Source organism: Umezawaea sp. NPDC059074 (genome assembly GCF_042738955.1).
Lineage (GTDB): Bacteria > Actinomycetota > Actinomycetes > Mycobacteriales > Pseudonocardiaceae > Umezawaea.
In genome coordinates, this window is sequence record NZ_JBHYHC010000053.1 from 1 (window position 1) to 24,374 (window position 24,374).

A 24,374-nucleotide genomic window follows, 5' to 3' on the forward strand; every position below is an offset into this window, starting at 1 on the left:
GGCCGGCCGAAGGGAGCTGGCATGACCCACGGAGCCCTGCACCACGTCGAACTGTGGGTCCCGGACGTCACCCGTGCGGAAGACACGATCGGGTGGCTGTTGCGCGAACTCGGTTGGGTGGAACACCAGCGCTGGCCCGCGGGCGTGAGCTGGAAACTCGGCACGACGTACGTGGTCGTGGAGCGGTCGCCCGCGATGGGAGCCGTGCCGCACGAGCGCCTGCGACCGGGGCTCAACCACCTCGCGCTGCACGTCACGGGCCGGGAAGCGGTCGACGAGCTGACGCGGAAAGCCCTGGGGAACGGGTGGTCGCTGCTGTTCGCGGACCGCCACCCGCACGCCGGCGGGCCGGACCACTACGCGGCCTATCTCGAGAACGCCGACGGGTTCGAGGTCGAACTCGTTGCCACTACTGGTGAGTAGTCGCCCGTACGGGTGAGTTGATCTTCTACACTGGGTGCGCTTCGCCGATCGTGTCGACCGGGGTCACCGAGTGGAGGAACGCTCCCGCATGCCGAGGCTTCACCGGCTCGTGGCGACGGTCGCCGTCGCCACCGCGCTGCTGTCGTCGTGCGACGGTGGCGTGACGATGAACCAGGCCGAGGGCACCGGTGGTGTCGCGCCGCCCGTGGAACGGCAGAAACCCCAGCGTGACGGCCAGGAAGACCCGAAACCGCTGACGGCGGACCGGCAGCGCGGCAGCGCGGGCGTGATCGCCGCGGGCGGCGGGGACTCGCCGTACAACTACGGGCCGACGGTGCTGGTGGAGAACGGCCGCAACCGGATGTGGTGGTGCAGCCAGCTCGGCGTCGCCGCCCCCGCGGGCGACGACCTGCTGTACGCCGAGAGCACCTCGTTGACCGGGCCGTTCCTCGCGCCCGACGGCTCCATGGCCCAGCCGGTGCTCAGCGGCAGCGTCACCGGCTTCGACGGCGTGCACACCTGCGACCCGTCGGTGATCCACGTCGGCGGGACCTACTACCTCTACTACACCGGCGCTTCCGGCGACCACGCGCACGGCAACGCGATCGGCGTCGCGACCAGCACCGACGGCATCGCGTGGCAGCGAGCGCACAACGGCCAGCCGATCATCGGCCCGGCGTACGACACCACCCGCGACAACACCTACGGCGCGGGCCAGCCCGCCGTCCTGCACCTCGACGGCTGGTTCTACCTGATGTTCACCGACACCACCGGCAAGGCGGCGGGCTGGAACGGCGCGGGCCAGTTCGTGCTGCGCTCCAAGGACCCGCTGTTCCTGTCCGGCGTGCAGGCGCTCGGCGACCGCGGTTTCGCCACCGTGTCCGGCACCAACGCCCCGCGCGCCCGCTCGGTCGTCGACGCCTTCAGCGCCGACTGGATGTGGGTGGCCGCGCTCGACGCGTTCGCCATCGCCCACGAGACCGAGTCCGGCACCAGCATCACCTTCTGGAACGCCGACTTCACCGCCCAGCCGTACGCCCAGATCACCGTGCCCGGCCCGTGGCGCGAGGGTCCCGGCCTGGTCCGCACGTCCGAGGGGCACGCGCCGATCGCGTCGGACGACCCGTGCGGCCGCGTCCCGATCGACGTCGTCCGCGCGACCGTCGACGGCGCGGCGGGAGCGCCGACCGACCTCACCCACTTCGGCATGGACCTGGCGGGCGTCCCCGGCTGCGAGACCAAGGAGGCGGCCGTCGTGCTCGACGGGTTCGCCGTCCCATCGCCCGAGCGCACGACGGACCTGGTCGTCGACGGCAAGGTCGTGCGCCTGGAGCGTCGTGCGGTGACCGACCGCCTCGCCAGGGCCGTGCTGGACCACCGGCCGTCGATCGTCGACGACCTGCCGGTCGCGGCCCGTGTGCCCGCGGGCGTGCAGGCGGTCCGCTCGCCAGACGGCCGGACCGGCCTGCTCCTGGACGGCGACAAGCTCTGGGTGGTCGGCTCCGACGAGCCCGCGGCCCTCAACTCCTCGACGGTTCGCCAGACCACCGAGGCCGAGTGGAACTCCTACACCCGCGCGGGCGACCTCACGAGGTTCCGCCGCTAACGCGACTCCTCCGGCTGCGGCAGCAGGTTCCCCAACCCCATCCCGACCGCGGCCGACGCGAGCACCACCAGCGCGGTGAACGCGGCCCCACCGGTCAACGCGGGCCACAACGACTCGGTCCCGGTCTGGTCGACGAGCATCCCCGTCCCCACCACCCCGACCACCCCGGCCAACGGCCCGGCCACCAGCGAAGCGAAGAACCAGCACATCCCCCGCCCGTCGAACCGCCGCCACGCGTCCAACGCCCCCCACAACACCCCGACCACCACGACCAGCCCAAAGGCGATCACCCGCACCGACCCGGCCGCCTCGGGACTCCGCACCGCGACCGCCACCACCCCGGCCTGCACAGCCCCGTGCAGCAGCCCCGTCCAGACACCCCTGACCAGCCACGCACCCATGGCGAACAGCCTAGTGCCGCCGTACGGGACCATGGTGACCTGCGAGGGAGGGAACGGGATGGACCAGCACGCCTCGGCGTCCGACGTTTCGACGGTGTTCCAGGCAGGCCGCGACCTCACCGCACCGGCCGGACGGAGGACCTGACCCGGCTTGCCTCACCGCTGGACCAGGTCACGGTCACGGAGCAGGCCATCGGCGGCGTGAGCGGCGAGACCAGTCGGCGATCGAGCACTGCCACCCTCGCTGTGGTCGTGATGGACCTCGGCGACCCCGCCGGGTGGACCAGCGCTGGGGGCTGAGCACCTCGCGACCGCGAAGTGCCGAACGACGGTGTCGCTGTCGACCTGCCTGGGCCCGGAGGCCGAAGCCGTCCGGGCTTCGGGAAACCCCCGTTCGTAGCCCTGTGCATCCCGGCCGGTACCCCTACGCTCCAGGTATGCCGCTGCACGCCCCGCGTCGCGCCGCACTGCGCGCCGAGCTCGTCGCTCGTGATCTCGACGCCCTGCTCGTGACGGATCTGGTGAACGTCCGCTACCTCACCGGGTTCACCGGGTCCAATGCCGCGTTGCTGGTGGCCGCGGACGGGGAGGAGCGGTCGGTGTTCTGCACCGACGGGCGGTACGTGGAGCAGTCCGCGGTGGAGGTGCCGGATCTGGAGCGGGTCGTCGAGCGGGCGTGTGATCTGGCGTTGGCGGCGCGGGCCGGGAAGGACGGGTACCAGCGGGTCGGGTTCGAGAGCCAGCACGTGACCGTCGACGGGCTCGACGCGCTGGAGCAGGCCGTCGACGGGCTGGTGCGGGCGTCCGGGCTGGTGGAGGTCTTGCGGGCGGTCAAGGACGAGGCCGAGGTCGAGGCGTTGCGGATGGCCTGTGCGGCGGCGGACCGGGCGTTGGTGGACCTCATCGAGCACGGTGGGCTGCGGGTCGGGCGGACCGAGCGGGAGGTCGCTCGGGAACTCGAGAGCCGGATGCTCGACCACGGGGCCGCCGGGCCCGCGTTCGAGTCGATCGTGGCGGCCGGGGCGAACTCGGCGATCCCGCACCACCGGCCGACGGACGCGGTGTTCAAGCTCGGCGACTTCGTGAAGCTGGACTTCGGCGCGCTGGTCGACGGGTACCACTCGGACATGACGCGGACGCTGGTCCTCGGCCGGGCCGCCGACTGGCAGCGGGACCTGTACGACCTGGTCGCACGGGCGCAGGCCGCCGGGCGGGCCGCCCTCACGCCGGGGGCCGACGTGCGGGCCGTGGACGCGGCGTCTCGGCAGGTGGTCGCGGCCGCCGGGCACGGGCCGCGGTTCCCGCACGGGCTCGGGCACGGGGTCGGATTGCGGATCCACGAGGCTCCGGCGCTGTCCAAGTCGGGTGAAGGTACACTTTCCGCCGGTATGGCGGTCACCGTCGAGCCCGGCGTCTACCTGTCGGGGAAGGGTGGTGTCCGCATCGAGGACACGCTCGTGGTGCGCGAGAGCGCGCCGGAGCTCCTCACCCTGACCACGAAGGAACTCGTGGTCGTCTAAGCGCCCGCTTCGCCGGGCTTGCCCCTCGGACAACAGGAGAGACCACCACCGTGGCCACGACCAACGACCTGAAGAACGGCCTGGTGCTGAACCTCGACGGCCAGCTGTGGACCGTCACCGCGTTCCAGCACGTCAAGCCGGGCAAGGGTGGCGCCTTCGTGCGCACCACGTTGAAGCACGTCCTGTCCGGCAAGGTCGTGGACAAGACCTTCAACGCGGGGACGAAGGTCGAAACGGCCACCGTGGACAAGCGGACGATGACGTTCCTCTACAAGGAGGGCAACGACTTCGTCTTCATGGACAACGACACGTACGACCAGATCACCGTGCCCAGCGAGACCGTCGCCGACGCCGCGGGCTACATGCTGGACAACACCGACGCGATGGTCGCGACCCACGAGGGCGTGCCGCTGTTCGTGGAGCTGCCGACCTCGGTCGAGCTGCTGATCCAGCACACCGACCCCGGCCTGCAGGGCGACCGCTCCACCGGCGGCACCAAGCCCGCCACGCTGGAGACCGGCGCCGAGATCCAGGTGCCGCTGTTCGTCACCACGGGCGAGAAGGTCAAGGTCGACACCCGCGACGGTCGCTACCTCGGCCGAGTGAGCAGCTGACGTGGGAGCACGCAGCAAGGCTCGCAAACGCGCGGTCGACATCCTCTTCGAGGCCGACCTGCGGGGCGAGGACCCGGTCACGCTGGTGGCGGGCCGGGTCGGCTCGGCCGACGTGCCGCCGGTGAACGACTACACGGTGACGCTCGTCGAGGGCGTGACCGCGCACCAGGCGCGGATCGACGACCTGATCTCGGAGCACGCCGAGGGCTGGACGCTCCAGCGGATGCCCGCGGTCGACCGCGCGGTGCTGCGGATCGGCCTGTACGAGCTGCTGTGGGCGACGGACGTCCCGGACGCCGTCGCGATCGACGAGGCGATCGAGCTGGCGAAGGGCCTGTCCACGGACGACTCGCCGCGGTTCGTCAACGGCGTGCTCGGCCGGATCGCGGTCATCGCGGACCAGCTGCGCGCCGTCCTGTAGGCGACAAGAGCGCGGCTAAGGCCACCTCGACGACCGTCGGGGTGGCCTTGGCCGTCTCAGTCCTCCTTGGCCGGTCGGGCCTCGGGGGGAAGCACGCCCCAGTCGATGAGCTGCTCGGTGAGCTCACCGGGGGTCATGTCGTAGATGATCGCCAGCGAACGCAGGTCCTCGGTGCGGATCGAGAGCACCTTGCCGTTGTAGTCGCCGCGCTGGCTCTGGATGGTCGCGGCGTAGCGCGCCAGCGGCCCGACCTTCTCGGCCGGTAGCTGTTGCAGCCGTTCGAGGTTGATGACGATCTTGGTCGCGGGCTCGGCACCCGACGGCACCCGGCCCTCCGGCAGCAGTTCGGCCACCGGCACCCCGTAGAAGTCGGCCAGTTCGGCCAGCTTCTGCACGGTCACGGCTCGGTCGCCCCGCTCGTAGGAGCCGACGACCACGGCCTTCCAGCGACCGCCGGACTTCTGCTCGACGCCGTGCAGGGACAAGCCCTGCTGCTGCCGGATCGCGCGGAGCTTGGCCCCCAACGCCTTGGCGTAGTCGCCCATGTGGCGGTTCTCCGTTCATTCGCCCCGTCAGCCGGTAGGGGACTGGGCCGGGGAGGTCAGACTCAATACGCAGAGTAATGATTGCTCTCCGTGGTCGCCAGGTCAAGCTGATCTCGTCGGCCCATGAGGGCGAGAGCCTCGACACCACTCGTAAGGTGAGCGCTCCGTGCCTGATACCGTGCAGGTCAGCCCGGTCGAAGCCGGGTGTCCGACGTCCTTTAAGGACCCGTCCTGTGAGGCGGGGAAGGAGGTCCAACCGTGGCGCCACGTCAACGTGGTGCGACGGATCCGGCCGGGGAGCGCGAGCTTCTCTCGGCCGGTGACGTCGCACGCACTGTCGCCCGAATGGCCCATCAGATCATCGAGAAGACCGCTCTTGATGCACCGAGCGCACCCGCAGTAGTCCTGATGGGCATACCGAGTCGGGGAGCACCACTCGCTCGCCGACTGGCCCTCAAGATCGCGGAGTTCAGTGGTGTCGACGTTCCCACGGGCACCCTGGACGTCACCCTCTACCGCGATGACCTGCGGCGCGGCCCCACGAGGCCGCTGGAGACCACCTCGCTCCCCGAAGGCGGGATAGACGACCGCCTCGTGGTGCTCGTGGACGACGTCCTGTTCTCCGGTCGCACCATCCGCGCCGCGCTCGACGCCCTGCGCGACCACGGCCGCCCCCGCGCGGTCCAGCTCGCGGTGCTCGTCGACCGCGGTCACCGGGAGCTGCCGATCCGCGCGGACTACGTTGGCAAGAACGTGCCAACCTCGCGCACCGAGGACGTGGCCGTCCTGCTGGACGAGTTCGACGGGCGCGACGGAGTGGTGCTGAAGTGAAGCACCTCCTCTCCACCGAAGGCCTCGACCGCGCGACCGCCACGTCGATCCTGGACACGGCGGACAACCTCAAGCGCGCGCTGCTCGGCCGGGAGGTCCGCAAGCTCCCGACGCTGCGCGGCCGCACGGTGATCACGCTGTTCTACGAGAACTCCACGCGCACCAGGGTCTCCTTCGAGATCGCGGGCAAGTGGATGAGCGCGGACGTGATCAACGTGTCCGCGGGCGGGTCCAGCGTGAGCAAGGGCGAGTCCCTGCGCGACACCGCGCTGACCCTCGCCGCCGCGGGCGCGGACTGCGTGATCGTCCGGCACCCCGCGTCCGGCGCGGCGCACCGGCTGGCCGGCTGGCTCGCCCAGGCGGGCACGTCCGTGGTCAACGCGGGCGACGGGATGCACGAGCACCCGACGCAGGCGCTGCTGGACGCGGCGACGCTGCGCGAGCGGCTCGGCTCCATCGAGGGCCGCCGGATCGCGATCGTCGGCGACGTCCTGCACAGCCGGGTCGTCCGCTCGAACGTGCACCTGCTCTCCGCGCTGGGCGCCGACGTGGTGCTGGTCGCCCCGCCGACGCTGCTGCCCGTGGGCGTGTCCAACTGGCCGGTGACGGTGTCGCACGAACTGGACGCCGAACTGCCCAGCCTGGACGCGGTCATGCTGCTGCGCGTTCAAGCCGAGCGGATGCACGGCGGGTTCTTCCCGTCGGCCCGCGAGTACTCGATCGCGTACGGCCTCAACGAGAACCGCCTCGGCCTCATGCCCGAGCACGCCGTCGTGCTGCACCCCGGTCCGATGCTCCGCGGGATGGAGATCGCCTCGGCGGTCGCCGACTCCCCGCGCGCGGCCATCACCGACCAGGTGCGCAACGGCGTCCACCTGCGCATGGCGGTCCTGTACCACTTGCTCGCCCACGAGGAGGAAGCTTCGTGAATCCCTTGCTGCTCAAGGGAGTTCGACCGTACGGCGAGGGCGATCCCGTCGACGTGCTGGTCCGCGACGGCGTCATCGCCGAGATCGGCGCCGTCGACGCCGACGACGTGGAGACCATCGACGGGAACGGTGCGGTGCTGCTGCCCGGTTTCGTCGACCTGCACACGCACCTGCGCGAGCCGGGGCGCGAGGACACCGAGACCATCGAGACCGGGTCGCGGGCCGCGGCGCTCGGCGGGTACACCGCCGTGTTCGCCATGGCCAACACGGACCCGGTCGCGGACAACGCGGTGATCGTGGAGCACGTGTGGCGCCGCGGCCGCGAGGTCGGGCTGGTCGACGTGCACCCGGTCGGGGCGGTCACCGTCGGTCTCAAGGGCGAGAAGCTCGCCGAGCTGGGCACGATGGCGAAGTCCGCCGCGGGCGTCCGCGTCTTCTCCGACGACGGCCACTGCGTGCACGACCCGCTGATCATGCGCCGCGCGCTGGAGTACTCCAAGGCGCTGGACGTGGTCATCGCCCAGCACGCCGAGGAGCCCAGGCTGACCGTCGGCGCGCAGGCGCACGAGGGTGAGCAGGCCGCTCGGCTCGGCCTCCAGGGCTGGCCCGCGGCCGCCGAGGAGTCCATCGTCGCGCGGGACTGCCTGCTGGCCCTGCACGCCGAGGCCAGGCTGCACATCTGCCACGTGTCGACCACCGGCACGGCGGACGTGCTCAAGTGGGCCAAGGCACGGGGCACGAAGGTGTCGGCCGAGGTCACGCCGCACCACCTGCTGCTCACCGACGACCGGCTGAGCACGTACGACCCGGTCAACAAGGTCAACCCGCCGCTGCGCGCGACCGCGGACGTCCAGGCCCTGCGCCGGGCGCTCGCCGAGGGCGTCATCGACTGCGTCGCGACCGACCACGCCCCGCACGCCGTGCAGGACAAGGACTGCGAGTGGTCCGCGGCCCGTCCCGGCATGCTGGGGCTCCAGACCGCCCTGTCGGTGGTCGTCGAGGCCATGGTCAAGACCGGGCTGCTGGACTGGCGCGGTGTCGCGCGGGTGATGAGCGAACGCCCGGCCGAGATCGCCGGACTGCCCGACCAGGGCCGTCCGATCGCGGTCGGCGAGCCCGCCACCCTGGTGCTGGTCGACCCGGACGCCACGTGGACCGTGCGCGGCGCGGAGTTGGCGAGCGTCGCGGGCAACACGCCGTTCGAGGGCATGGAGCTGCCGGGCGTTGTGACGGCCACCCTGCTGCGCGGACGCGTGACGGCGGGGAGGATTCCGGCATGACCAGGGTTCTCCTCTCGCTGGCGGTGCTGGCGGTCTTCGCGCTGTGCCTCTACGGCATGTGGCACGGCTGGCAGCGGCGAGCGCGCCGCCAGGCGGCCGTGCTGGCCGACTTCCCCGTCGTGCCCACCGACACCGGGTCCGTGCTGCTGGAGACGACCGGCCAGTACATCGGCACGACCATCGGCGACAACTGGCAGGACCGGATCGCCATGGGCGACATCGGCCACCGCGCCGAGGCCGAGCTGCGGCTGACCGACCGCGGGGTGCTCATCGAGCGCACCGGGGCGTCGGCGGTCTGGATCCCGAAGTCGGAGATCGAGTCCGCTCGCACCGACCGGGGTCTCGCGGGCAAGGTCATGACCAAGGACGGCCTCCTGGTCGTGCGGTGGCACCTCGGCGAGCAGCTCGTGGACACGGGTTTCCGCGGCGATGACAAAGACGTGTACGAGGACTGGGTGGCGGCGCTGAACACCAGCGGCGCCAAGGGAGGTACGACCGCGTGAGCAAGGCAGTGCTAGTCCTCGAAGACGGCCGCGTGTTCCGCGGCGAGTCCTACGGCGCCCTGGGCGAGAGCCTGGGCGAGGTCGTGTTCTCCACCGGCATGACCGGGTACCAGGAGACGCTGACCGACCCCTCCTACCACCGCCAGATCGTGGTGCAGACCGCGCCGCAGATCGGCAACACCGGCTGGAACGACGAGGACGACGAGTCCTCGCGCATCTGGGTCGCGGGCTACGTCGTGCGCGACCCCTCCCGCGTGCCGTCCAACTGGCGCTCGGTCCGCGGCCTCGACGACGAGCTGGTCCGCCAGAACGTCGTGGGCATCGCGGGCGTCGACACCCGGATGCTGACCCGCCACCTGCGCGAGCAGGGCGCGATGCGCGCGGGCGTCTTCTCCGGCGACTCGCTGGACGGCGACGAGGCCCTCGTGGGCCGCGTGCTGGACAGCCCGCCGATGAAGGGCTCCGACCTCGCGGGCGATGTCACCACGGCGGAGCCCTACGTGGTCCCGGCGGTCGGCGAGAAGCGCTTCCGCGTGGCCGCGCTCGACCTCGGCATCAAGTCGAACACCCCCAGGATGATGGCGGCGCGCGGCATCGAGGTGCACGTGCTGCCGCTGACGTCCACTGTGGACGACCTGCTGGCGGTCGGGGCCGACGGCGTCTTCCTGTCCAACGGCCCCGGCGACCCGGCGACGCAGACGCACGCGGTCGAGCTGACGAAGGCCGTGCTGGAGCGGCGGATCCCGCTGTTCGGCATCTGCTTCGGCAACCAGATCCTGGGCCGCGCGCTGGGCCGCGACACGTACAAGATGCGCTACGGCCACCGCGGCATCAACATCCCGGTGATCGACGTGAAGACCGGCAAGGTCGCCATCACCGCGCAGAACCACGGGTTCGCGCTGGAGGGCGAGCCGGGGGAGGAGTTCGCCTCCGACTTCGGCCGCGTCCTGCTGAGCCACTACTGCCCCAACGACGACACCATCGAGGGCGTCCGCGCGCTCGAGGTCCCGGCGTTCAGCGTGCAGTACCACCCCGAGGCCGCGGCCGGTCCCCACGACGCCGCGCCCCTGTTCGACGAGTTCGCGACCATGATGAGCGAGGCCCGCTGATGCCGAAGCGCACTGACATCAAGCACGTCCTGGTGATCGGGTCCGGCCCGATCGTCATCGGCCAGGCGTGCGAGTTCGACTACTCCGGCACCCAGGCCTGCCGCGTGCTGCGGGAGGAGGGCATCCGGGTCAGCCTGGTGAACTCCAACCCCGCCACGATCATGACCGACCCCGAGTTCGCCGACGCGACCTACATCGAGCCGATCACGGCCGAGTTCGTCGAGAAGGTCATCGCGATCGAGCGCCCGGACGCCATCCTGGCGACGCTGGGCGGCCAGACCGCGCTCAACACGGCCATCGCGCTGCACGAGCGCGGCGTGCTGGAGAAGTACAACGTCGAGCTGATCGGCGCGGACATCGACGCCATCAACCGCGGCGAGGACCGGCAGATCTTCAAGGAGCTGGTCCGCAAGATCGGCGCCGAGGTGCCGCGCAGCGCCGTGTGCAAGTCGATGGAGGAGGTCCGCGAGACCGTCGCCGACCTCGGGCTGCCGGTCGTCATCCGGCCGTCGTTCACCATGGGCGGCCTGGGCTCCGGCATGGCGCACACCCCCGAGGAGCTGGAGCGGCTCGCCGCGACCGGCCTCGCGGAGTCGCCGGTCACCGAGGTGCTCATCGAGGAGAGCGTGCTCGGCTGGAAGGAGTACGAGCTGGAGCTGATGCGCGACCGCAACGACAACGTCGTGGTCGTCTGCTCCATCGAGAACATCGACCCGATGGGCGTGCACACCGGCGACTCGGTCACCGTCGCGCCCGCGATGACGCTGACCGACCGCGAGTTCCAGCACATGCGCAACGTCGGCATCGACGTGATCCGCGAGGTCGGCGTCGACACCGGCGGCTGCAACATCCAGTTCGCGATCGAGCCGTCGACCGGCCGCATGGTCGTCATCGAGATGAACCCGCGCGTGTCGCGGTCGTCCGCGCTGGCGTCCAAGGCGACGGGCTTCCCGATCGCCAAGATCGCCGCCAAGCTGGCGATCGGCTACTCGCTGGACGAGATCCGCAACGACATCACCGGCGAGACCCCGGCGAGCTTCGAGCCGACGCTGGACTACGTGGTCGTGAAGATCCCGCGGTTCGCGTTCGAGAAGTTCCCCGGCGCCGACCCCACGCTGACCACGACGATGAAGTCCGTCGGCGAGGCCATGTCCATGGGCCGCAACTTCGTCGAGGCCCTCGGCAAGGCCATGCGCTCCATGGAGACCAAGGACGCGGGCTTCTGGACGCGCCCGGACCCGGAGGGGACGACCCTCGAAGGGCTCCTGGAGGCGTTGGGCGCGGGCCACGACGGTCGGCTCTACACGGTCGACCGCGCGCTGCGGTTCGGCGCGACCATCGAGCAGGTGCACGAGGCCTCCGGCATCGACCCGTGGTTCATCGAGCAGATCGCCTGGCTCAACGAGCTGCGCGGCGAGATCGAGACCGCCCCGGTGCTCGACGAGACCCTGCTGCGCAAGGCGAAGCGGGCCGGGCTGTCCGACCGGCAGATCGCCGTGCTGCGGTCCGAGCTGGCCGGTGAGGACGGCGTGCGGACGCTGCGGCACCGCCTGGGGGTCCGACCGGTCTACAAGACCGTGGACACCTGCGCGGCCGAGTTCGCGGCCAAGACGCCGTACCACTACTCGGCCTACGAGCTGGACCCCGACGCCGAGACCGAGGTGACCGAGCAGCGCGAGCGCGAGAAGGTCCTGATCCTCGGCTCCGGGCCCAACCGCATCGGCCAGGGCATCGAGTTCGACTACTCCTGCGTGCACGCGGCCATGGCGCTGCGCGCGGCCGGGTTCGAGACCGTCATGGTCAACTGCAACCCGGAGACCGTCTCCACCGACTACGACACCTCGGACCGGCTGTACTTCGAGCCGCTCACGTTCGAGGACGTCATCGAGGTCGTGCACTCCGAGCAGCGCTCGGGCACGGTCGCGGGCGTGATCGTGCAGCTCGGCGGCCAGACCCCGCTGGGCCTCGCGCAGCGGCTCGCCGACGCGGGCGTGCCGATCGTGGGCACCCCGCCGGAGGCGATCCACCTGGCCGAGGAGCGCGGCGCGTTCGGCAAGCTGCTCACCGACGCCGGGCTGCCCGCGCCGAAGTACGGCATGGCGACCTCGTTCGACGAGGCCAAGGCCATCGCCGACGAGATCGGCTACCCGGTGCTCGTGCGGCCCTCGTACGTGCTCGGCGGGCGCGGCATGGAGATCGTCTACGACGAGGACTCGCTGGCCGGCTACATCGCCCGCGCGACCGAGGTCAGCCCGGAGCACCCGGTGCTGGTCGACCGGTTCCTGGACGACGCCATCGAGATCGACGTCGACGCGCTCTACGACGGCACGGACGTGTTCATCGGCGGCGTGATGGAGCACATCGAGGAGGCGGGCGTGCACTCCGGCGACTCCGCCTGCACGCTGCCGCCCATCACCCTGGGCGAGACGGACATCGACGCCGTCCGCCGCTCCACCGAGGCCATCGCCAAGGGCATCGGCGTGCGCGGCCTGCTCAACGTCCAGTACGCGCTCAAGGACGACGTGCTCTACGTCCTGGAGGCGAACCCCCGCGCGTCCCGCACGGTGCCGTTCGTGTCCAAGGCGACCGCCGTGTCGATGGCCAAGGCCGCCGCCCGGATCATGCTCGGCACCACCATCAAGGAGCTGCGCGGCGAGGGGATCCTGCCCGCCAACGGCGACGGGGCCAAGCTGCCCGCGCACGCGCCGGTGTCGGTCAAGGAGGCCGTGCTCCCGTTCCACCGCTTCCGCACCCGCGAGGGCAAGGGCGTCGACTCGCTGCTCGGCCCGGAGATGAAGTCGACCGGCGAGGTCATGGGCATCGACGTGTCGTTCGGCATGGCGTTCGCCAAGTCGCAGACCGCGTCCTACGGCTCGCTGCCGACGTCGGGCAAGGTCTTCGTGTCCGTCGCGAACCGCGACAAGCGCGCGATGATCTTCCCGGTGAAGCGGCTCGCCGACCTCGGCTTCGAGGTGCTCGCGACGTCCGGCACGGCGGAGGTGCTGCGCCGCAACGGGATCCCGTGCACGGTGGTGCGCAAGCACTTCGACGGCGTGGAGAACATCGTGGACATCATCCTCGCGGGTGAGGTCGACATGATCATCAACACCCCGTACGGCAACAGCGGCCCGCGCATCGACGGCTACGAGATCCGCACCGCCGCCGTCGCCAAGGACATCCCGTGCGTCACCACGATCCAGGGCGCGGCCGCGGCCGTGCACGGCATCGAGGCGGCCATCCGCGGCGACATCGGCGTGCGCTCCCTCCAGTCGCTCCAGGCCTCCCTCCTGAAGGAGGGCGCCGAGTGACTTTCGGGACCAGGCTGGCGAAAGCGGTCGCCGAGCGCGGCGCGCTGTGCGTGGGCATCGACCCGCATCCGGGGCTGCTGGCCGAGTGGGGCCTGCCCCAGGACGTCTCCGGGCTGGAGCGGTTCGCGCTCACCTGCGTCGAGGCGTTCGGCGGCCACGTGTCGCTGGTGAAGCCGCAGTCCGCGTTCTTCGAGGCGTACGGCTCGAAGGGCGTGGCGGTGCTGGAGCGGGTGATCGCGGGCCTGCGGGACGCGGACACGCTGGTGCTCGTGGACGCCAAGCGCGGGGACATCGGCTCGACCATGGCGGCCTACGCGGCCGCCTACCTGACCGAGGGGTCGCCGCTCGCGGGCGACGCCGTCACGGTCTCGCCGTTCCTCGGCTTCGGGTCCCTGGACCCGGCGATCGAGGCGGCGCGGGCGCACGGGCGCGGCGTGTTCGTGCTCGCCCGCACGTCGAACCCGGAGGGCGCGGGCGTGCAGGGCGCGCTCCTGCCCGACGGGCGCACGGTGGCGCAGTCGATCGTGGACGGCGCGGCCGAGGCCAACGCGGGCGCCGAGCCGCTGGGCGACGTCGGGCTGGTCATCGGGGCGACCCTGGCGGAGCTCGACGTCGACCTGTCCGCGCTGAACGGCCCGGTCCTCGCTCCGGGCTTCGGCGCGCAGGGCGGCACCACCGCCGATCTGCGCAGGCTCTTCGGCGCGGAGCTGCGGGGCGTTCTGCCCACGACGTCGCGGGACGTGCTGCGCCACGGGCCCGGTACGGCCCCCCTGCGGGCCGCTGCGCTGCGCGTACGTGCCGAGGTGTCCTAGGTCCCCGAAACGGCACTCAGGGCCGTCTCACGGGCGCTCAGCGCCGGTGAGGCGGCCCTGTCCGTTTTCGACACGCTGGCCGAGGTCCGCTCACCTGGGCAAACGTTCCCTGGTACGGTCCACGCCACCGGCGGCTCGATCGCCCGAGGTGCGCATACCACACAGGTCGTGGTCATCGCGTTACCGGAGGCGGTGACGGGACCGTCGGTGCGAGTTGGTACTACTACCCCTCGCCGCGCACCAACTGATCGCTGGAAAGCTCAACCCCGACTGGGTTGGGGCCGAAGTTGAAAGCAAGGGTCTTAGCAAAACCCATCGACTTCCGGACCCGCGTTGTACCCAGGCAATTGAGGTCGGTACGGTCGCGGCACAGATCCCAGAATTAAATTCCCACACCACGGAGGATATCGTGGCCCTTCCCCAGCTTACCGAGGAGCAGCGGGCCGCAGCGCTGGAGAAGGCTGCTGCCGCTCGCCGCGTTCGGGCTGAGCTCAAGGAGCGCCTCAAGCGTGGCGGCACGAACCTGACCGATGTGCTCAAGGCCGCCGAGAGCGACGAGATCCTGGGCAAGATGAAGGTGTCCGCGCTGCTCGAGGCTCTTCCGGGCGTCGGCAAGGTTCGCGCGGCGCAGATCATGGAGCGGCTCGAGATCGCTACCAGCCGTCGTCTGCGTGGCCTGGGCGACCGTCAGCGCAAGGCGCTGCTCGCCGAGTTCAGCAGCGAGTGAGTAGTGGCACCGAGGCGGGGTCGGGCTCATCTGCCCGGCCCCGCCTCACCGTACTTTCCGGCCCGTCCGGCGTGGGCAAGTCCAGCGTGCTGGCCGAGCTCCGCCGCCAGGGGCCGGTGCACGTGCACTTCAGCGTCTCGGTGACCACCAGGAAGCCGAGGCCGGGCGAGGTCGACGGGGAGCACTACCACTTCGTCGACGTCGTCGAGTTCGACCGGATGGTCGCCGCTGGCGAGTTCCTGGAGCACGCCGAGTTCGCGGGCAACCGCTACGGGACCCCCAAGGCCCCCGTGCTGCGGGCCCTGGAGTCCGGCACGCCGTCCCTGCTGGAGATCGAGTTGCAGGGCGCGCGGCAGGTCAGGGCCACGATGCCGGAAGCCCAGCTGGTCATGCTGGCGCCCCCCTCGTGGGAGCACCTGGTGGACCGGCTGGTCGGCCGCGGGACCGAGGACCCGGCCGTGATCGAGCGCAGGCTCGAGATCGCCAGGGACGAGATGGCGGCCGAGAAGGAGTTCGACGAGGTCGTCGTCAACGCCGATGTGCGCTCGGCGGCCCGCGACTTGCTAAACTTGGTGGTCGGCCCGGTGCCCGGCATCTCCTTCGACCGCCGAGTGGCACGGGACGACCCAGCCGAAACACAACCGCAGGAGCGTTGACGAGTGACCACGCACACCGAGCTGGGCCAGCTGACGGGTTCGCCAGAGGGCATCACCAACCCGCCCATCGACGACCTGCTCGAGCAGGTCAGCTCGAAGTACGCGCTGGTGATCTACGCCGCCAAGCGCGCACGCCAGATCAACGACTACTACGCCCAGCTGGGCGAGGGCCTGCTCGAGTACGTCGGCCCCCTCGTCGAGCCGGGCCCGCGCGAGAAGCCGCTCTCCATCGCGCTCCGGGAGATCCACGCGGGTCTGCTCGAGCACACCGAGGGCGAGTGACGGCCCAGCTCCACCCGGATGCCCCTGTTCGCCCCCGAGTAGTCCTCGGGGTCGGCGGGGGCATTGCCGCGTACAAGGCGTGCGAGGTGCTGCGGAGGCTGACCGAGTCGGGTCACTCCGTCCGGGTCGTGCCGACCGAGGGCGCGCTGAGGTTCGTCGGCGCGGCGACTTTCGAGGCGCTTTCGGGGCAGCCGGTGCACACCGGGGTGTTCGAGGACGTGCCCGAGGTGCCGCACGTGCGGCTCGGCCAGACCGCCGACCTGGTGGTCGTGGCGCCCGCGACGGCGAACCTGATCGCCAAGGCGGCGGGCGGCCTCGCGGACGACCTGCTGACGAACACCCTGCTCACGGCCCGGTGCCCGGTCCTGCTGGTGCCCGCGATGCACACCGAGATGTGGGAGCACCCCGCCACCCAGGCCAACGTGGCGCTGCTGCGGTCCCGCGGCGTCGTCGTCGCCGAGCCCGCCAGCGGCAGGCTGACCGGCAAGGACACCGGCAAGGGCAGGCTGCCCGAGCCGTCCGAGATCGTGGAGCTGGCGAAGCTCCTGCTCGCACGGTCCGACGCCCTGCCCCGCGACCTGGAGGGCCTGCACGTCGCCGTGTCGGCGGGCGGCACCCGTGAACCGCTGGACCCGGTCCGCTTCCTCGGCAACCGGTCGTCCGGCAGGCAGGGGTACGCGCTGGCCAGGGTCGCCGCGCAGCGCGGCGCGAGGGTGACGCTCGTCTCGGCGCACACCGCCGACCTGGTCGCTCCCGCGGGCGTGGACGTGGTGCAGGTCGGGGCGGCGGAGGAGCTGCGGGTCGCGATGCACGAGGTCGCCGCGACCGCGGACGTGGTGGTCATGGCCGCCGCGGTGGCGGACTTCCGCCCTGTTTCGCTGGTCGGCCACAAGATCAAGAAGACCGACCGCGACCCCGACCCGATCGCGCTGACCCGCAACGCGGACATCCTCGCGGAACTCGTCGAACACCGTCGACCAGGGCAGATCGTCGTCGGGTTCGCCGCGGAGACCGGCGACGAGGGGACGGACGTCCTCGACTACGGCCGCGCGAAGCTCAAGCGCAAGGGCTGCGACCTGCTGGTCGTCAACGCGGTCGGCGACGGCAAGGCGTTCGAGGTCGAGGACAACGCGGGCTGGCTGCTGTCCGCCGACGGAGCCGAACGTCGTATCCCACACGGCTCGAAGGCGCAACTCGGTGCCGTTCTGTGGGATGCCGTGCGAGTTCTGGTCGAACCTTGACACGGTCGTACCCGAACGCTCGTTAAGCTTGACACCGTCCCAGCGCAGAATTCGAAGGTTTGAGGTAGCGCCGTGAGCCAGCACGCCAGCAGGCTGTTCACCAGTGAGTCCGTCACCGAGGGACACCCGGACAAGATCTGCGACGCGATCAGCGACTCGATCCTGGACGCACTGCTGAGCAAGGACCCGCGCTCCCGCGTGGCCGTGGAGACGCTGGTGACGACCGGTCAGGTCCACGTCGCGGGCGAGGTGACCACCGAGGCCTACGCGGACATCCCGTCCATCGTGCGGGAGAAGATCCTCGAGATCGGCTACGACTCGTCGGCCAAGGGCTTCGACGGGCACTCGTGCGGCGTGAACGTCGCCATCGGCTCGCAGTCGCCGGACATCGCGCAGGGCGTCGACACCGCGTACGAGGAGCGGGTCTCCGACTCCTCCGACGAGATCGACCGCCAGGGCGCGGGCGACCAGGGCCTGATGTTCGGCTACGCGTGCACCGACACGCCCGAGCTGATGCCGCTCCCGATCGCGCTGGCGCACCGCCTGTCGCGCCGGTTGACCGCGGTCCGCAAGGACGGCTCGGTGCCGTACCTGCGCCCGGACGGCAAGACCCAGGTCACCATCGAGTACGCCGGTGACCAGCCCGTGCGGCTGGACACCGTGGTCGTGTCGACGCAGCACGCGGACGGCATCGACCTGGAGAAGCTGCTGGGCGTCGACATCCGCGAGAACGTGGTCGCGCCGGAGATCGCCGACCTCGGCCTCGACACCTCCGACGTGCGGCTGCTGGTGAACCCGACCGGCCGCTTCGTCATCGGCGGGCCCATGGGTGACGCGGGCCTCACCGGGCGCAAGATCATCGTCGATACTTACGGCGGCATGGCCCGGCACGGCGGCGGCGCGTTCTCCGGCAAGGATCCGTCCAAGGTGGACCGTTCCGCGGCGTACGCCATGCGGTGGGTGGCCAAGAACGCCGTGGCCGCGGGCCTGGCGACGCGCATCGAGGTGCAGGTCGCGTACGCGATCGGCAAGGCTTCGCCTGTCGGTCTCTTCGTCGAAACATTCGGCACCGAGACGGTCGACCCGCTGAAGATCCAGCAGGCCATCAACGAGGTCTTCGACCTCCGGCCCGCCGCGATCATCCGCGACCTCGACCTGCTGCGGCCGATCTACGCGCCGACCGCCGCGTACGGCCACTTCGGCCGCACGGACATCGACCTGCCCTGGGAGCACACGGACCGCGCGGACGCCCTCCGCCAGGCCGCAGGGGCCTGAGTTTCCTATTTTACTCTCGCGTAAAGCACGGCGGCCTGGCCGCCGTGCTTTTTGCTTTTTCGCGGGGTATTCGTGGGCGCGCTCCCACACTCGATCACGGTCCTATTTCGACAGCGGGACGATAGGTTTGTCGCATGGGCGTTGAACAACGGCTCGGCGACGGCGAGTTCGTCGACCTGAAAGGCGAGTCGATCACGGCGTCGTCGATCCGTGATCTGCTCATCGCCGACGACCTCGATCCGCGCGGTATTCGACTGCGCGACGCCCGCCTCGACGGCGTCCTCGACCTGGCCGACGTCCAGTCGAAGCGCCCGCTCGTCCTCGTCGACTGCCGCACCGACAGCCCGGTGCTGCTCGACCGCGCCTCTCTGTCCTCTGTGGACCTCAGCGGCCTGGTCGCGCCCGCCGTCAGCGCCGCGTGGCTGCGCCTGGACCACTACCTGCTGCTCCGGAACGCGCGCTTGGACGGCGGCGAGCACGACTGGGCCGTCGACCTGGCCGAAGCCCACCTCGGCGGCCACCTGGGCCTGTCCGGCGCTCATCTGACGGGCGCGCAGTACGCCCTGCACGCCCCGAGACTCCGGGTCGGCGGCGAGGTGTTCCTGACCGACCTGCGCGCCAGGGGCGTCGTCCGGCTGGACGGGGCCCGGATCGGCGGCAACCTCCGCTGCGGCGGCGCGGACCTCGCCCACGACGAGGGCGCGCTGCTCGCAGTGGACCTCCAGGTCGAGCAGAACGTGTTCCTCGACGGCGGGTTCCGCGCCACGAGCACCGCGCCCCCGCACCGCACCGTGCGCATGCGCGGGTCCCGCATCGGCGGCCAACTCGTCCTGGACGGCCGCGCCTCCGGCCCGATCGCCCTGGACCTCAAGCACGTCCGCGTCGGCATGGAACTCCTGCTCCGGGCCGACTTCGCCGACGGCCGCGTCTCCCTCGACGGCCTGACCTACGTCGGCGTCCCGCGCCGCGCGTCGCTGGACGACTGGCTGGAGCTGCTCGCGACGCGCACCCAGCGCTACGCCAGCCAGCCGTACCTCCAGCTGGCCGCCGCCCACCAGGCCGCGGGCAACGAGCGGGACGTCCGCCGCATCCGCGTGGCCCAGCAGAAGGACCTGCTCCGGCGGGGCAGGCTGACCCGGTGGGGCAGGCTGTGGCACCGCGTCACCGGCGCCACGGTCGGCTACGGCTACCGCCCGGCCATCGCCCTGCTGTGGCTGGCGGCCACCCTGGCCACCGCCGTCGTCCTGGTGACGGCCGTCGCGGGCCCGGCGGGCCTCACCCGAGCGGCCACCGGCCCGTGCTCCGCGGTCGAGCAGATCGGCCTGGCCCTCAACGCGGCCACCCCGCTGGTGAAACCCGACACCCAGCAGCGCTGCCAGGTCCTCACCACCACGGGTCTCGGTCAGTTCGTCGTCGTCGCGACCTGGCTGCTGCAAGCCCTGGCCTGGGCGTTCGCCACGCTGTTCGTCGCGGGCTTCACCGGTCTGGTCCGCAAGACGACCTGATCAGACCGCGGGCGGGTCGAACCGGGCGATTTCGGCCGCGTCCGGTGGCTCGAACAGGGTGGCGTAGCCCTCCAGCGTTGTCCGGCTGATCGTGACCTCGCCCGGCTCGCTCGCGCGGGCCTCCAGACGTCGGGCCAGTTCGTCCAGCGGGACGTCCAGGTACCGCAGTTCGACCGCGGCACCGAGGGCACGGCCCTCGCGCAGCAGTTGGTCCCGTTCCGCGCGCGTCCAGAAGCCGCTCTCCAGCACCACCGTGAGGCCCAGCGCGAGCAGGTCGCGGGCGTGGCGGCGGAACGCGGTCTCGAGCCTGGCGCGGAAGGGCTCGTCGAACAGGTCGACCTCCAGCGTGGTCAACCACTCGTCCGGGGACAGCCGGACCGCGGGCAGGTCCACCGCGAGCCGCTTGGCCAGGGTGGTCTTGCCGGAGCCTGGCAGGCCGCACAGCAGGATCAGGCGCATCTCCGGGGTTCTCCGTTCAGGGACGGCCGTCCACTGTGCACAGTGGCGGTGAGGGGAGGGCAACTTCGGTCCGAGCGCCAGACTGTCGTACCCCTCTGGTAGACCAAAGGGCATGGCGAGCAAAGCGACGGCGAGACGGGGTGAACGCACCCCGGCCGAGGTGCTGCCGGTCGCGCGCGTCTGTGTGGATGTGCCGCTCGCGCACCTGGACCGGGCGTTCGACTACCAGGTGTCGGCGGACCAGGAGGCGGACGCGGTGCCGGGGTGCCGGGTGCGGGTCCGGTTCGCCGGGCAGCTCGTCGACGGGTACCTCCTCGAACGGGTGGAGAGCTCGGAGTACGGCAAGAAGCTGACGTACCTGGAACGGGTGACGTCACCGGAGCCGGTGCTGTCGCCGGAGGTGGCGGAGCTGGCGCGGGTGGTCGCGGACCGGTTCGCGGGCACGCTGATCGACGTGCTGCGGATGGCGATCCCGCCGCGGCACGCGCGGGCGGAGGCGCAGGCGTCGCCGGAGCCCGCGCCGCCGCCGGAGGTCCCGGTGGCGGCGGGGTGGACGCGGTACCCCTTCGGGCCGAACCTGCTGGACGCGCTGCTGTCCGGGCGCACGGCGCGCGCGGTGTGGCAGGCGCTGCCCGCCGAGGACTGGCCCGCGCGGCTGGCCGAGGCGGCGGCGACGGTCGCGAGCACCGGCAAGGGCGTGCTGCTCGTGGTGCCGGACCACCGGGACGTGACGAGGCTGCACGCGGCCTGCGCGGCCCTGGTGGGGGAGGCGGGCGTCGTGACGCTGTCGGCCGACCTCGGGCCGTCGGAGCGGTACAAGCGGTGGCTCGCGGTGCGGCGCGGTGCGGTGCGGGTCGTGATCGGCACGAGGGCGGCGGCGTTCGCGCCGGTCGCGGACCTCGGGCTGGTCGTGGTGTGGGACGACGGCGACGACCTGCACTCCGAGCCGCGGATGCCGTACCCGAACGTGCGGGACGTGCTGGTGCAGCGCGCCCACCTGACGGGCGCGGCGTTCCTCGCGGGCGGGTTCGCCCGCACTGCGGAGGCGCAGCTGCTCGTGGAGAGCGGGTGGGCGCACGAGGTCGTCGCCGCGCGCGAGACGCTGCGCACCGCCGCGCCGCGGGTCGCGGCCGTCGGTGACAGCGACTGGCAGGAGGTCAAGGACGCTGCCGCCCGGTCGGCGCGGTTGCCGTCGATCGCGTTCGAGGCGGCGCGCGCCGCGCTGGCGGCGAAGTCCCCGGTGCTGATCCAGGTGCCGAGGCGCGGGTACGTGCCCGCGCTGGCGTGCGGGAGCTGCCGCGCGCCCACCCGGTGCCGCCGGTGCGCGGGCCCGCTGGCGCTGCCGGGCGGGTCGGACGACGGTGTGCCGCGCCCGCCGTACTGCCGGTGGTGCGGGGCGACGGAGGCCGCGTACCGGTGCCCGGCGTGCGGGTCGCGGAAGCTGCGCGCGCAGATCGTCGGCGCCCGCCGGACCGCCGAGGAGCTGGGGCGGGCGTTCGCGGGCGTGCCGGTGCGCACGTCCGGCGCGGACGAGGTGCTGGCGTCGGTGCCCGGCAAGCCCGCGCTGGTCGTGGCGACGCCGGGGGCCGAGCCGGTGGCCGAGGGCGGGTACGGCGCGGTGCTGCTGCTCGACGGCTGGTCGCTGCTCGGGCGCGCGGACCTGCGGGCGGCCGAGGAGGCGTTGCGGCGCTGGATGACGGCCGCCGCGCTGGCGAAGCAGGGCGTCGACGGCGGGCGGGTCGTGGTGATCGCCGATTCGGTGCTGGCCCCCGTGCAGGCGCTGGTGCGGTGGGACCCGGTGTGGCACGCCCGGCAGGAGTTGGCCGCGCGCGCCGAACTGGGGTTCCCGCCCGCCGTGCGGATGGCGACCGTGGACGGCTCGCCGGACGCCGTCGCGGCGCTGCTGGACGAGCTGCGGCTGCCCCCCAGCGGCGAGGTGCTCGGCCCGGTGCCGCTGGACGAGGAGGGCGCGAAGGAACGGGCGCTGGTCCGGGTGTCCCGTGCCGAGGGGCGGGCGTTGGCCGCGGGGCTGGCGGAGGCGCTCGGCGTGCGCAGCGCCCGCAAGGACCCCGACCCCGTTCGCGTGAAGTTGGACCCGCTGGAGGTGCTGTGACCGGGGCGTCGTCGGGTACGAATAGGGCCATGATCCGTCTGCTCGCGGGCGCGCTCGTCGCGTCGACCATCCTGCTGCCGGGGACCGCGCACGCCACCCAGGCCCCGCCGCGCGTCCCCGAGGCCACCGGCTGGGGAGGCGCGGTCTCCAGCATCGACCCGGACGCCTCGCAGGTCGGCGTCGACGTGCTGCGCCGAGGGGGCAACGCGGTCGACGCCGCCGTGGCCACGGCCGCCGCGCTCGGCGTGACCGACCCGTTCTCCGCGGGCATCGGCGGTGGCGGGTTCCTCGTGCACTACGACGCCCGCACCCGTCGGGTGTCCACTGTGGACGGCCGGGAGACCGCGCCCGCGTCGGCGACCGACAAGCTGTTCGTGGAGAACGGGGTCGCGATCCCGTTCGACCAGGCCGTGACGAGCGGCCTGTCGGTCGGCGTTCCCGGCACGCCCCGGACGTGGCAGGAAGCGCTGCGGCGGTGGGGCACGCTGTCGCTGCGCGAGGCGATGGCCCCGGCCGAGCGGATCGCGCGCGAGGGCTTCACGGTCGACGCGACGTTCAACACCCAGATCACCAACAACGCCGCCCGGTTCGCGGACTTCCCGTCGACGAGGGCGCTGTACCTGCCGCAGGGCGCGGCCCCGGCGGTCGGCACCCGCTTCCGCAACCCCGACCTGGCGGACACCTACCGCGAGATCGGCCGCCGCGGCGTGGACGCGTTCTACCGCGGCCCGATCGGCGACGACCTGGTCAAGACCGTGCGCAAGCCCCCGGTCGACCCGGCGGCGACGCGGGTCGTGCGGCCGGGCGACCTGACGAAGGCCGACCTCACCCGCTACACCGCGCCGCAGCGGGAACCGAGCCGCACGAGCTACCGCGGCCTGGACGTGTACGGGATGGCGCCGCCGTCGTCCGGCGGCACGACCGTCGGCGAGGCGCTGAACATCCTGGAGGGCGTGGACGTCGGGGCGCTGTCGTCGACGCAGTACCTGCACCGGTTCCTGGAGGCGAGCAGGTTGTCGTTCGCCGACCGCAACCGCTGGGTCGGCGACCCGGCGTTCGTGGACGTGCCGACGCGGGAGCTGCTGTCGCAGCGGTTCGCGGACAGCCGCGCCTGCCTGATCTCGCCGGACAAGGTGCTCACCAGCCCGGTCGCGCCCGGCGACCCGCGGAACCCGGCGGCGTGCGCGACGGTCGGCGCGGCCGCCCCGACACCGTACGAGGGCGAGCACACCACGCACCTGACGACCGCGGACCGGTGGGGCAACGTCGTGGCGTACACGTTGACCATCGAGCAGGAGGGCGGCAGCGGCATCGTCGTGCCGGGCCGCGGTTTCCTGCTCAACAACGAGCTGACCGACTTCTCCTTCACCCCGGTCACGCCGGGCACCCCGGACCCGAACCTGCCCGGCCCCGGCAAACGCCCGCGCTCCTCGATGGCCCCGACCATCGTCCTCGACCACGGCAAGGCCGTCCTCGCCGTCGGCTCACCTGGCGGAGCCAGCATCATCACCACGGTCCTCCAGGTCCTGGCAGGCAAACTAGACCGCCACCTGCCCTTGGTGCAGGCCATCGCGGCCCCTAGAGCCTCCCAACGCAACAGCACCACCACGCAAGCCGAAACCGCCTTCCTATCCACTCCCGAAGCCACCGCCCTCCAGGCCCTGGGCCACAAGTTCACCTCCACCACCGAGATCGGCGCGACCACAGGCGTAGAACGCCTCCCAGACGGCCGCTGGCGAGCAGCCGCCGAAACCACCCGCAGGGGAGGCGGCGCGGCCCGAGTCGTGTGGCCGACGCCGTAGGCGTACGGCCGG

At 71.8% G+C, this 24,374-nt stretch carries 23 protein-coding genes; 20 read left to right on the forward strand and 3 right to left on the reverse strand.

The genetic code is table 11. The features are described 5' to 3' along the window. Positions 1 to 21 precede the first annotated feature (21 nt). Together ACFWW9_RS23875 and ACFWW9_RS23880 are read left to right on the forward strand one after the other, a co-directional pair. On the forward strand, positions 22 to 423 hold the full coding sequence (locus ACFWW9_RS23875; protein ID WP_390381870.1) for a VOC family protein: 402 nt from the start codon (positions 22 to 24) through the stop codon (positions 421 to 423). 88 nt (positions 424 to 511) lie between these two features. Next, positions 512 to 2,029, forward strand: a complete 1,518-nt coding sequence (locus tag ACFWW9_RS23880; RefSeq protein WP_390381873.1) for a beta-xylosidase — start codon at positions 512 to 514, stop codon at positions 2,027 to 2,029. Here the strand turns inward: ACFWW9_RS23880 and ACFWW9_RS23885 are convergent. Then, a complete protein-coding gene (locus ACFWW9_RS23885) occupies positions 2,026 to 2,430 on the reverse strand; it encodes a hypothetical protein (protein WP_390381876.1) in 405 nt (134 codons plus the stop codon). The genes ACFWW9_RS23880 and ACFWW9_RS23885 overlap by 4 nt on opposite strands. Positions 2,431 to 2,867: 437 nt before the next feature. Between ACFWW9_RS23885 and ACFWW9_RS23890 the strand changes: the two genes are divergently transcribed. Genes ACFWW9_RS23890 through nusB form a run of 3 tightly spaced genes read left to right on the forward strand, consistent with a single transcriptional unit; the run spans position 2,868 to position 4,985 of the window. Next, on the forward strand, positions 2,868 to 3,950 hold the full coding sequence (locus ACFWW9_RS23890; protein ID WP_390381879.1) for a M24 family metallopeptidase: 1,083 nt from the start codon (positions 2,868 to 2,870) through the stop codon (positions 3,948 to 3,950). A gap of 50 nt (positions 3,951 to 4,000) precedes the next feature. Further along, positions 4,001 to 4,564, forward strand: coding sequence for an elongation factor P (gene efp, locus ACFWW9_RS23895; protein WP_259626935.1), 564 nt, complete (start codon positions 4,001 to 4,003; stop codon positions 4,562 to 4,564). A 1-nt stretch (position 4,565) separates the two neighbouring features. Next, positions 4,566 to 4,985 carry a transcription antitermination factor NusB gene (gene nusB, locus ACFWW9_RS23900; protein WP_390381882.1) on the forward strand — a complete coding sequence of 140 codons (420 nt, stop codon included), beginning with the start codon at positions 4,566 to 4,568 and terminating at the stop codon, positions 4,983 to 4,985. Positions 4,986 to 5,041: 56 nt separating this feature from the next. Here the strand turns inward: nusB and ACFWW9_RS23905 are convergent, their stop codons facing one another. Further along, positions 5,042 to 5,530: a transcriptional regulator gene (locus tag ACFWW9_RS23905; protein ID WP_015103676.1), complete on the reverse strand. Its 489-nt coding sequence runs from the start codon at positions 5,528 to 5,530 to the stop codon at positions 5,042 to 5,044. Positions 5,531 to 5,788: 258 nt separating this feature from the next. Between ACFWW9_RS23905 and pyrR the strand changes: the two genes are divergently transcribed. The 13 genes from pyrR to ACFWW9_RS23970 all read left to right on the forward strand — a co-directional run bounded on the left by pyrR (position 5,789) and on the right by ACFWW9_RS23970 (position 19,988). Next, complete coding sequence (gene pyrR, locus ACFWW9_RS23910; protein ID WP_390381885.1) at positions 5,789 to 6,361, forward strand: bifunctional pyr operon transcriptional regulator/uracil phosphoribosyltransferase PyrR; 573 nt, start codon at positions 5,789 to 5,791, stop codon at positions 6,359 to 6,361. Then, the gene (locus ACFWW9_RS23915) at positions 6,358 to 7,290 is read left to right on the forward strand and encodes an aspartate carbamoyltransferase catalytic subunit (protein WP_390381888.1); all 933 of its coding nucleotides are present in this window, start codon (positions 6,358 to 6,360) and stop codon (positions 7,288 to 7,290) included. Before pyrR ends, ACFWW9_RS23915 begins: the two co-directional genes overlap by 4 nt. Next, positions 7,287 to 8,570: a dihydroorotase gene (locus ACFWW9_RS23920; protein ID WP_390381891.1), complete on the forward strand. Its 1,284-nt coding sequence runs from the start codon at positions 7,287 to 7,289 to the stop codon at positions 8,568 to 8,570. Before ACFWW9_RS23915 ends, ACFWW9_RS23920 begins: the two co-directional genes overlap by 4 nt. Then, positions 8,567 to 9,073 (forward strand): transporter, encoded by a 507-nt coding sequence (locus ACFWW9_RS23925; protein WP_390381894.1) that lies wholly within the window; start codon positions 8,567 to 8,569, stop codon positions 9,071 to 9,073. Before ACFWW9_RS23920 ends, ACFWW9_RS23925 begins: the two co-directional genes overlap by 4 nt. Beyond that, positions 9,070 to 10,182 (forward strand): glutamine-hydrolyzing carbamoyl-phosphate synthase small subunit, encoded by a 1,113-nt coding sequence (carA, locus tag ACFWW9_RS23930; RefSeq protein ID WP_390381897.1) that lies wholly within the window; start codon positions 9,070 to 9,072, stop codon positions 10,180 to 10,182. Before ACFWW9_RS23925 ends, carA begins: the two co-directional genes overlap by 4 nt. Next, positions 10,182 to 13,490, forward strand: a complete 3,309-nt coding sequence (gene carB, locus ACFWW9_RS23935) for a carbamoyl-phosphate synthase large subunit (RefSeq protein WP_390381900.1) — start codon at positions 10,182 to 10,184, stop codon at positions 13,488 to 13,490. Before carA ends, carB begins: the two co-directional genes overlap by 1 nt. After that, a complete protein-coding gene (gene pyrF, locus ACFWW9_RS23940) occupies positions 13,487 to 14,302 on the forward strand; it encodes an orotidine-5'-phosphate decarboxylase (protein WP_390381903.1) in 816 nt (271 codons plus the stop codon). Before carB ends, pyrF begins: the two co-directional genes overlap by 4 nt. A gap of 409 nt (positions 14,303 to 14,711) precedes the next feature. After that, complete coding sequence (gene mihF, locus ACFWW9_RS23945) at positions 14,712 to 15,029, forward strand: integration host factor, actinobacterial type (RefSeq protein WP_106197042.1); 318 nt, start codon at positions 14,712 to 14,714, stop codon at positions 15,027 to 15,029. Continuing rightward, positions 15,026 to 15,685, forward strand: a complete 660-nt coding sequence (gene gmk, locus ACFWW9_RS23950; protein ID WP_390381906.1) for a guanylate kinase — start codon at positions 15,026 to 15,028, stop codon at positions 15,683 to 15,685. Before mihF ends, gmk begins: the two co-directional genes overlap by 4 nt. Before the next feature lie 3 nt (positions 15,686 to 15,688). After that, positions 15,689 to 15,967, forward strand: coding sequence for a DNA-directed RNA polymerase subunit omega (gene rpoZ / locus ACFWW9_RS23955; RefSeq protein WP_106197044.1), 279 nt, complete (start codon positions 15,689 to 15,691; stop codon positions 15,965 to 15,967). Then, entirely contained in the window at positions 15,964 to 17,208 is a 1,245-nt protein-coding gene (gene coaBC / locus ACFWW9_RS23960; RefSeq protein WP_390381909.1) for a bifunctional phosphopantothenoylcysteine decarboxylase/phosphopantothenate--cysteine ligase CoaBC, read from the forward strand. Before rpoZ ends, coaBC begins: the two co-directional genes overlap by 4 nt. Positions 17,209 to 17,280: 72 nt before the next feature. Next, a complete protein-coding gene (gene metK, locus ACFWW9_RS23965; protein WP_390381911.1) occupies positions 17,281 to 18,483 on the forward strand; it encodes a methionine adenosyltransferase in 1,203 nt (400 codons plus the stop codon). A gap of 134 nt (positions 18,484 to 18,617) precedes the next feature. Beyond that, entirely contained in the window at positions 18,618 to 19,988 is a 1,371-nt protein-coding gene (locus ACFWW9_RS23970; RefSeq protein ID WP_390381914.1) for a hypothetical protein, read from the forward strand. Here ACFWW9_RS23970 and ACFWW9_RS23975 read toward each other — a convergent pair whose 3' ends face one another. Continuing rightward, positions 19,989 to 20,447, reverse strand: coding sequence for an AAA family ATPase (locus ACFWW9_RS23975; RefSeq protein ID WP_390381917.1), 459 nt, complete (start codon positions 20,445 to 20,447; stop codon positions 19,989 to 19,991). 112 nt (positions 20,448 to 20,559) lie between these two features. Here ACFWW9_RS23975 and ACFWW9_RS23980 point away from each other — a divergent pair, with 112 nt between their 5' ends. Together ACFWW9_RS23980 and ggt are read left to right on the forward strand one after the other, a co-directional pair. Further along, positions 20,560 to 22,560, forward strand: coding sequence for a primosomal protein N' (locus ACFWW9_RS23980; RefSeq protein WP_390381920.1), 2,001 nt, complete (start codon positions 20,560 to 20,562; stop codon positions 22,558 to 22,560). A gap of 29 nt (positions 22,561 to 22,589) precedes the next feature. Continuing rightward, positions 22,590 to 24,362, forward strand: a complete 1,773-nt coding sequence (gene ggt / locus ACFWW9_RS23985; protein WP_390381923.1) for a gamma-glutamyltransferase — start codon at positions 22,590 to 22,592, stop codon at positions 24,360 to 24,362. Positions 24,363 to 24,374: the final 12 nt, after the last annotated feature.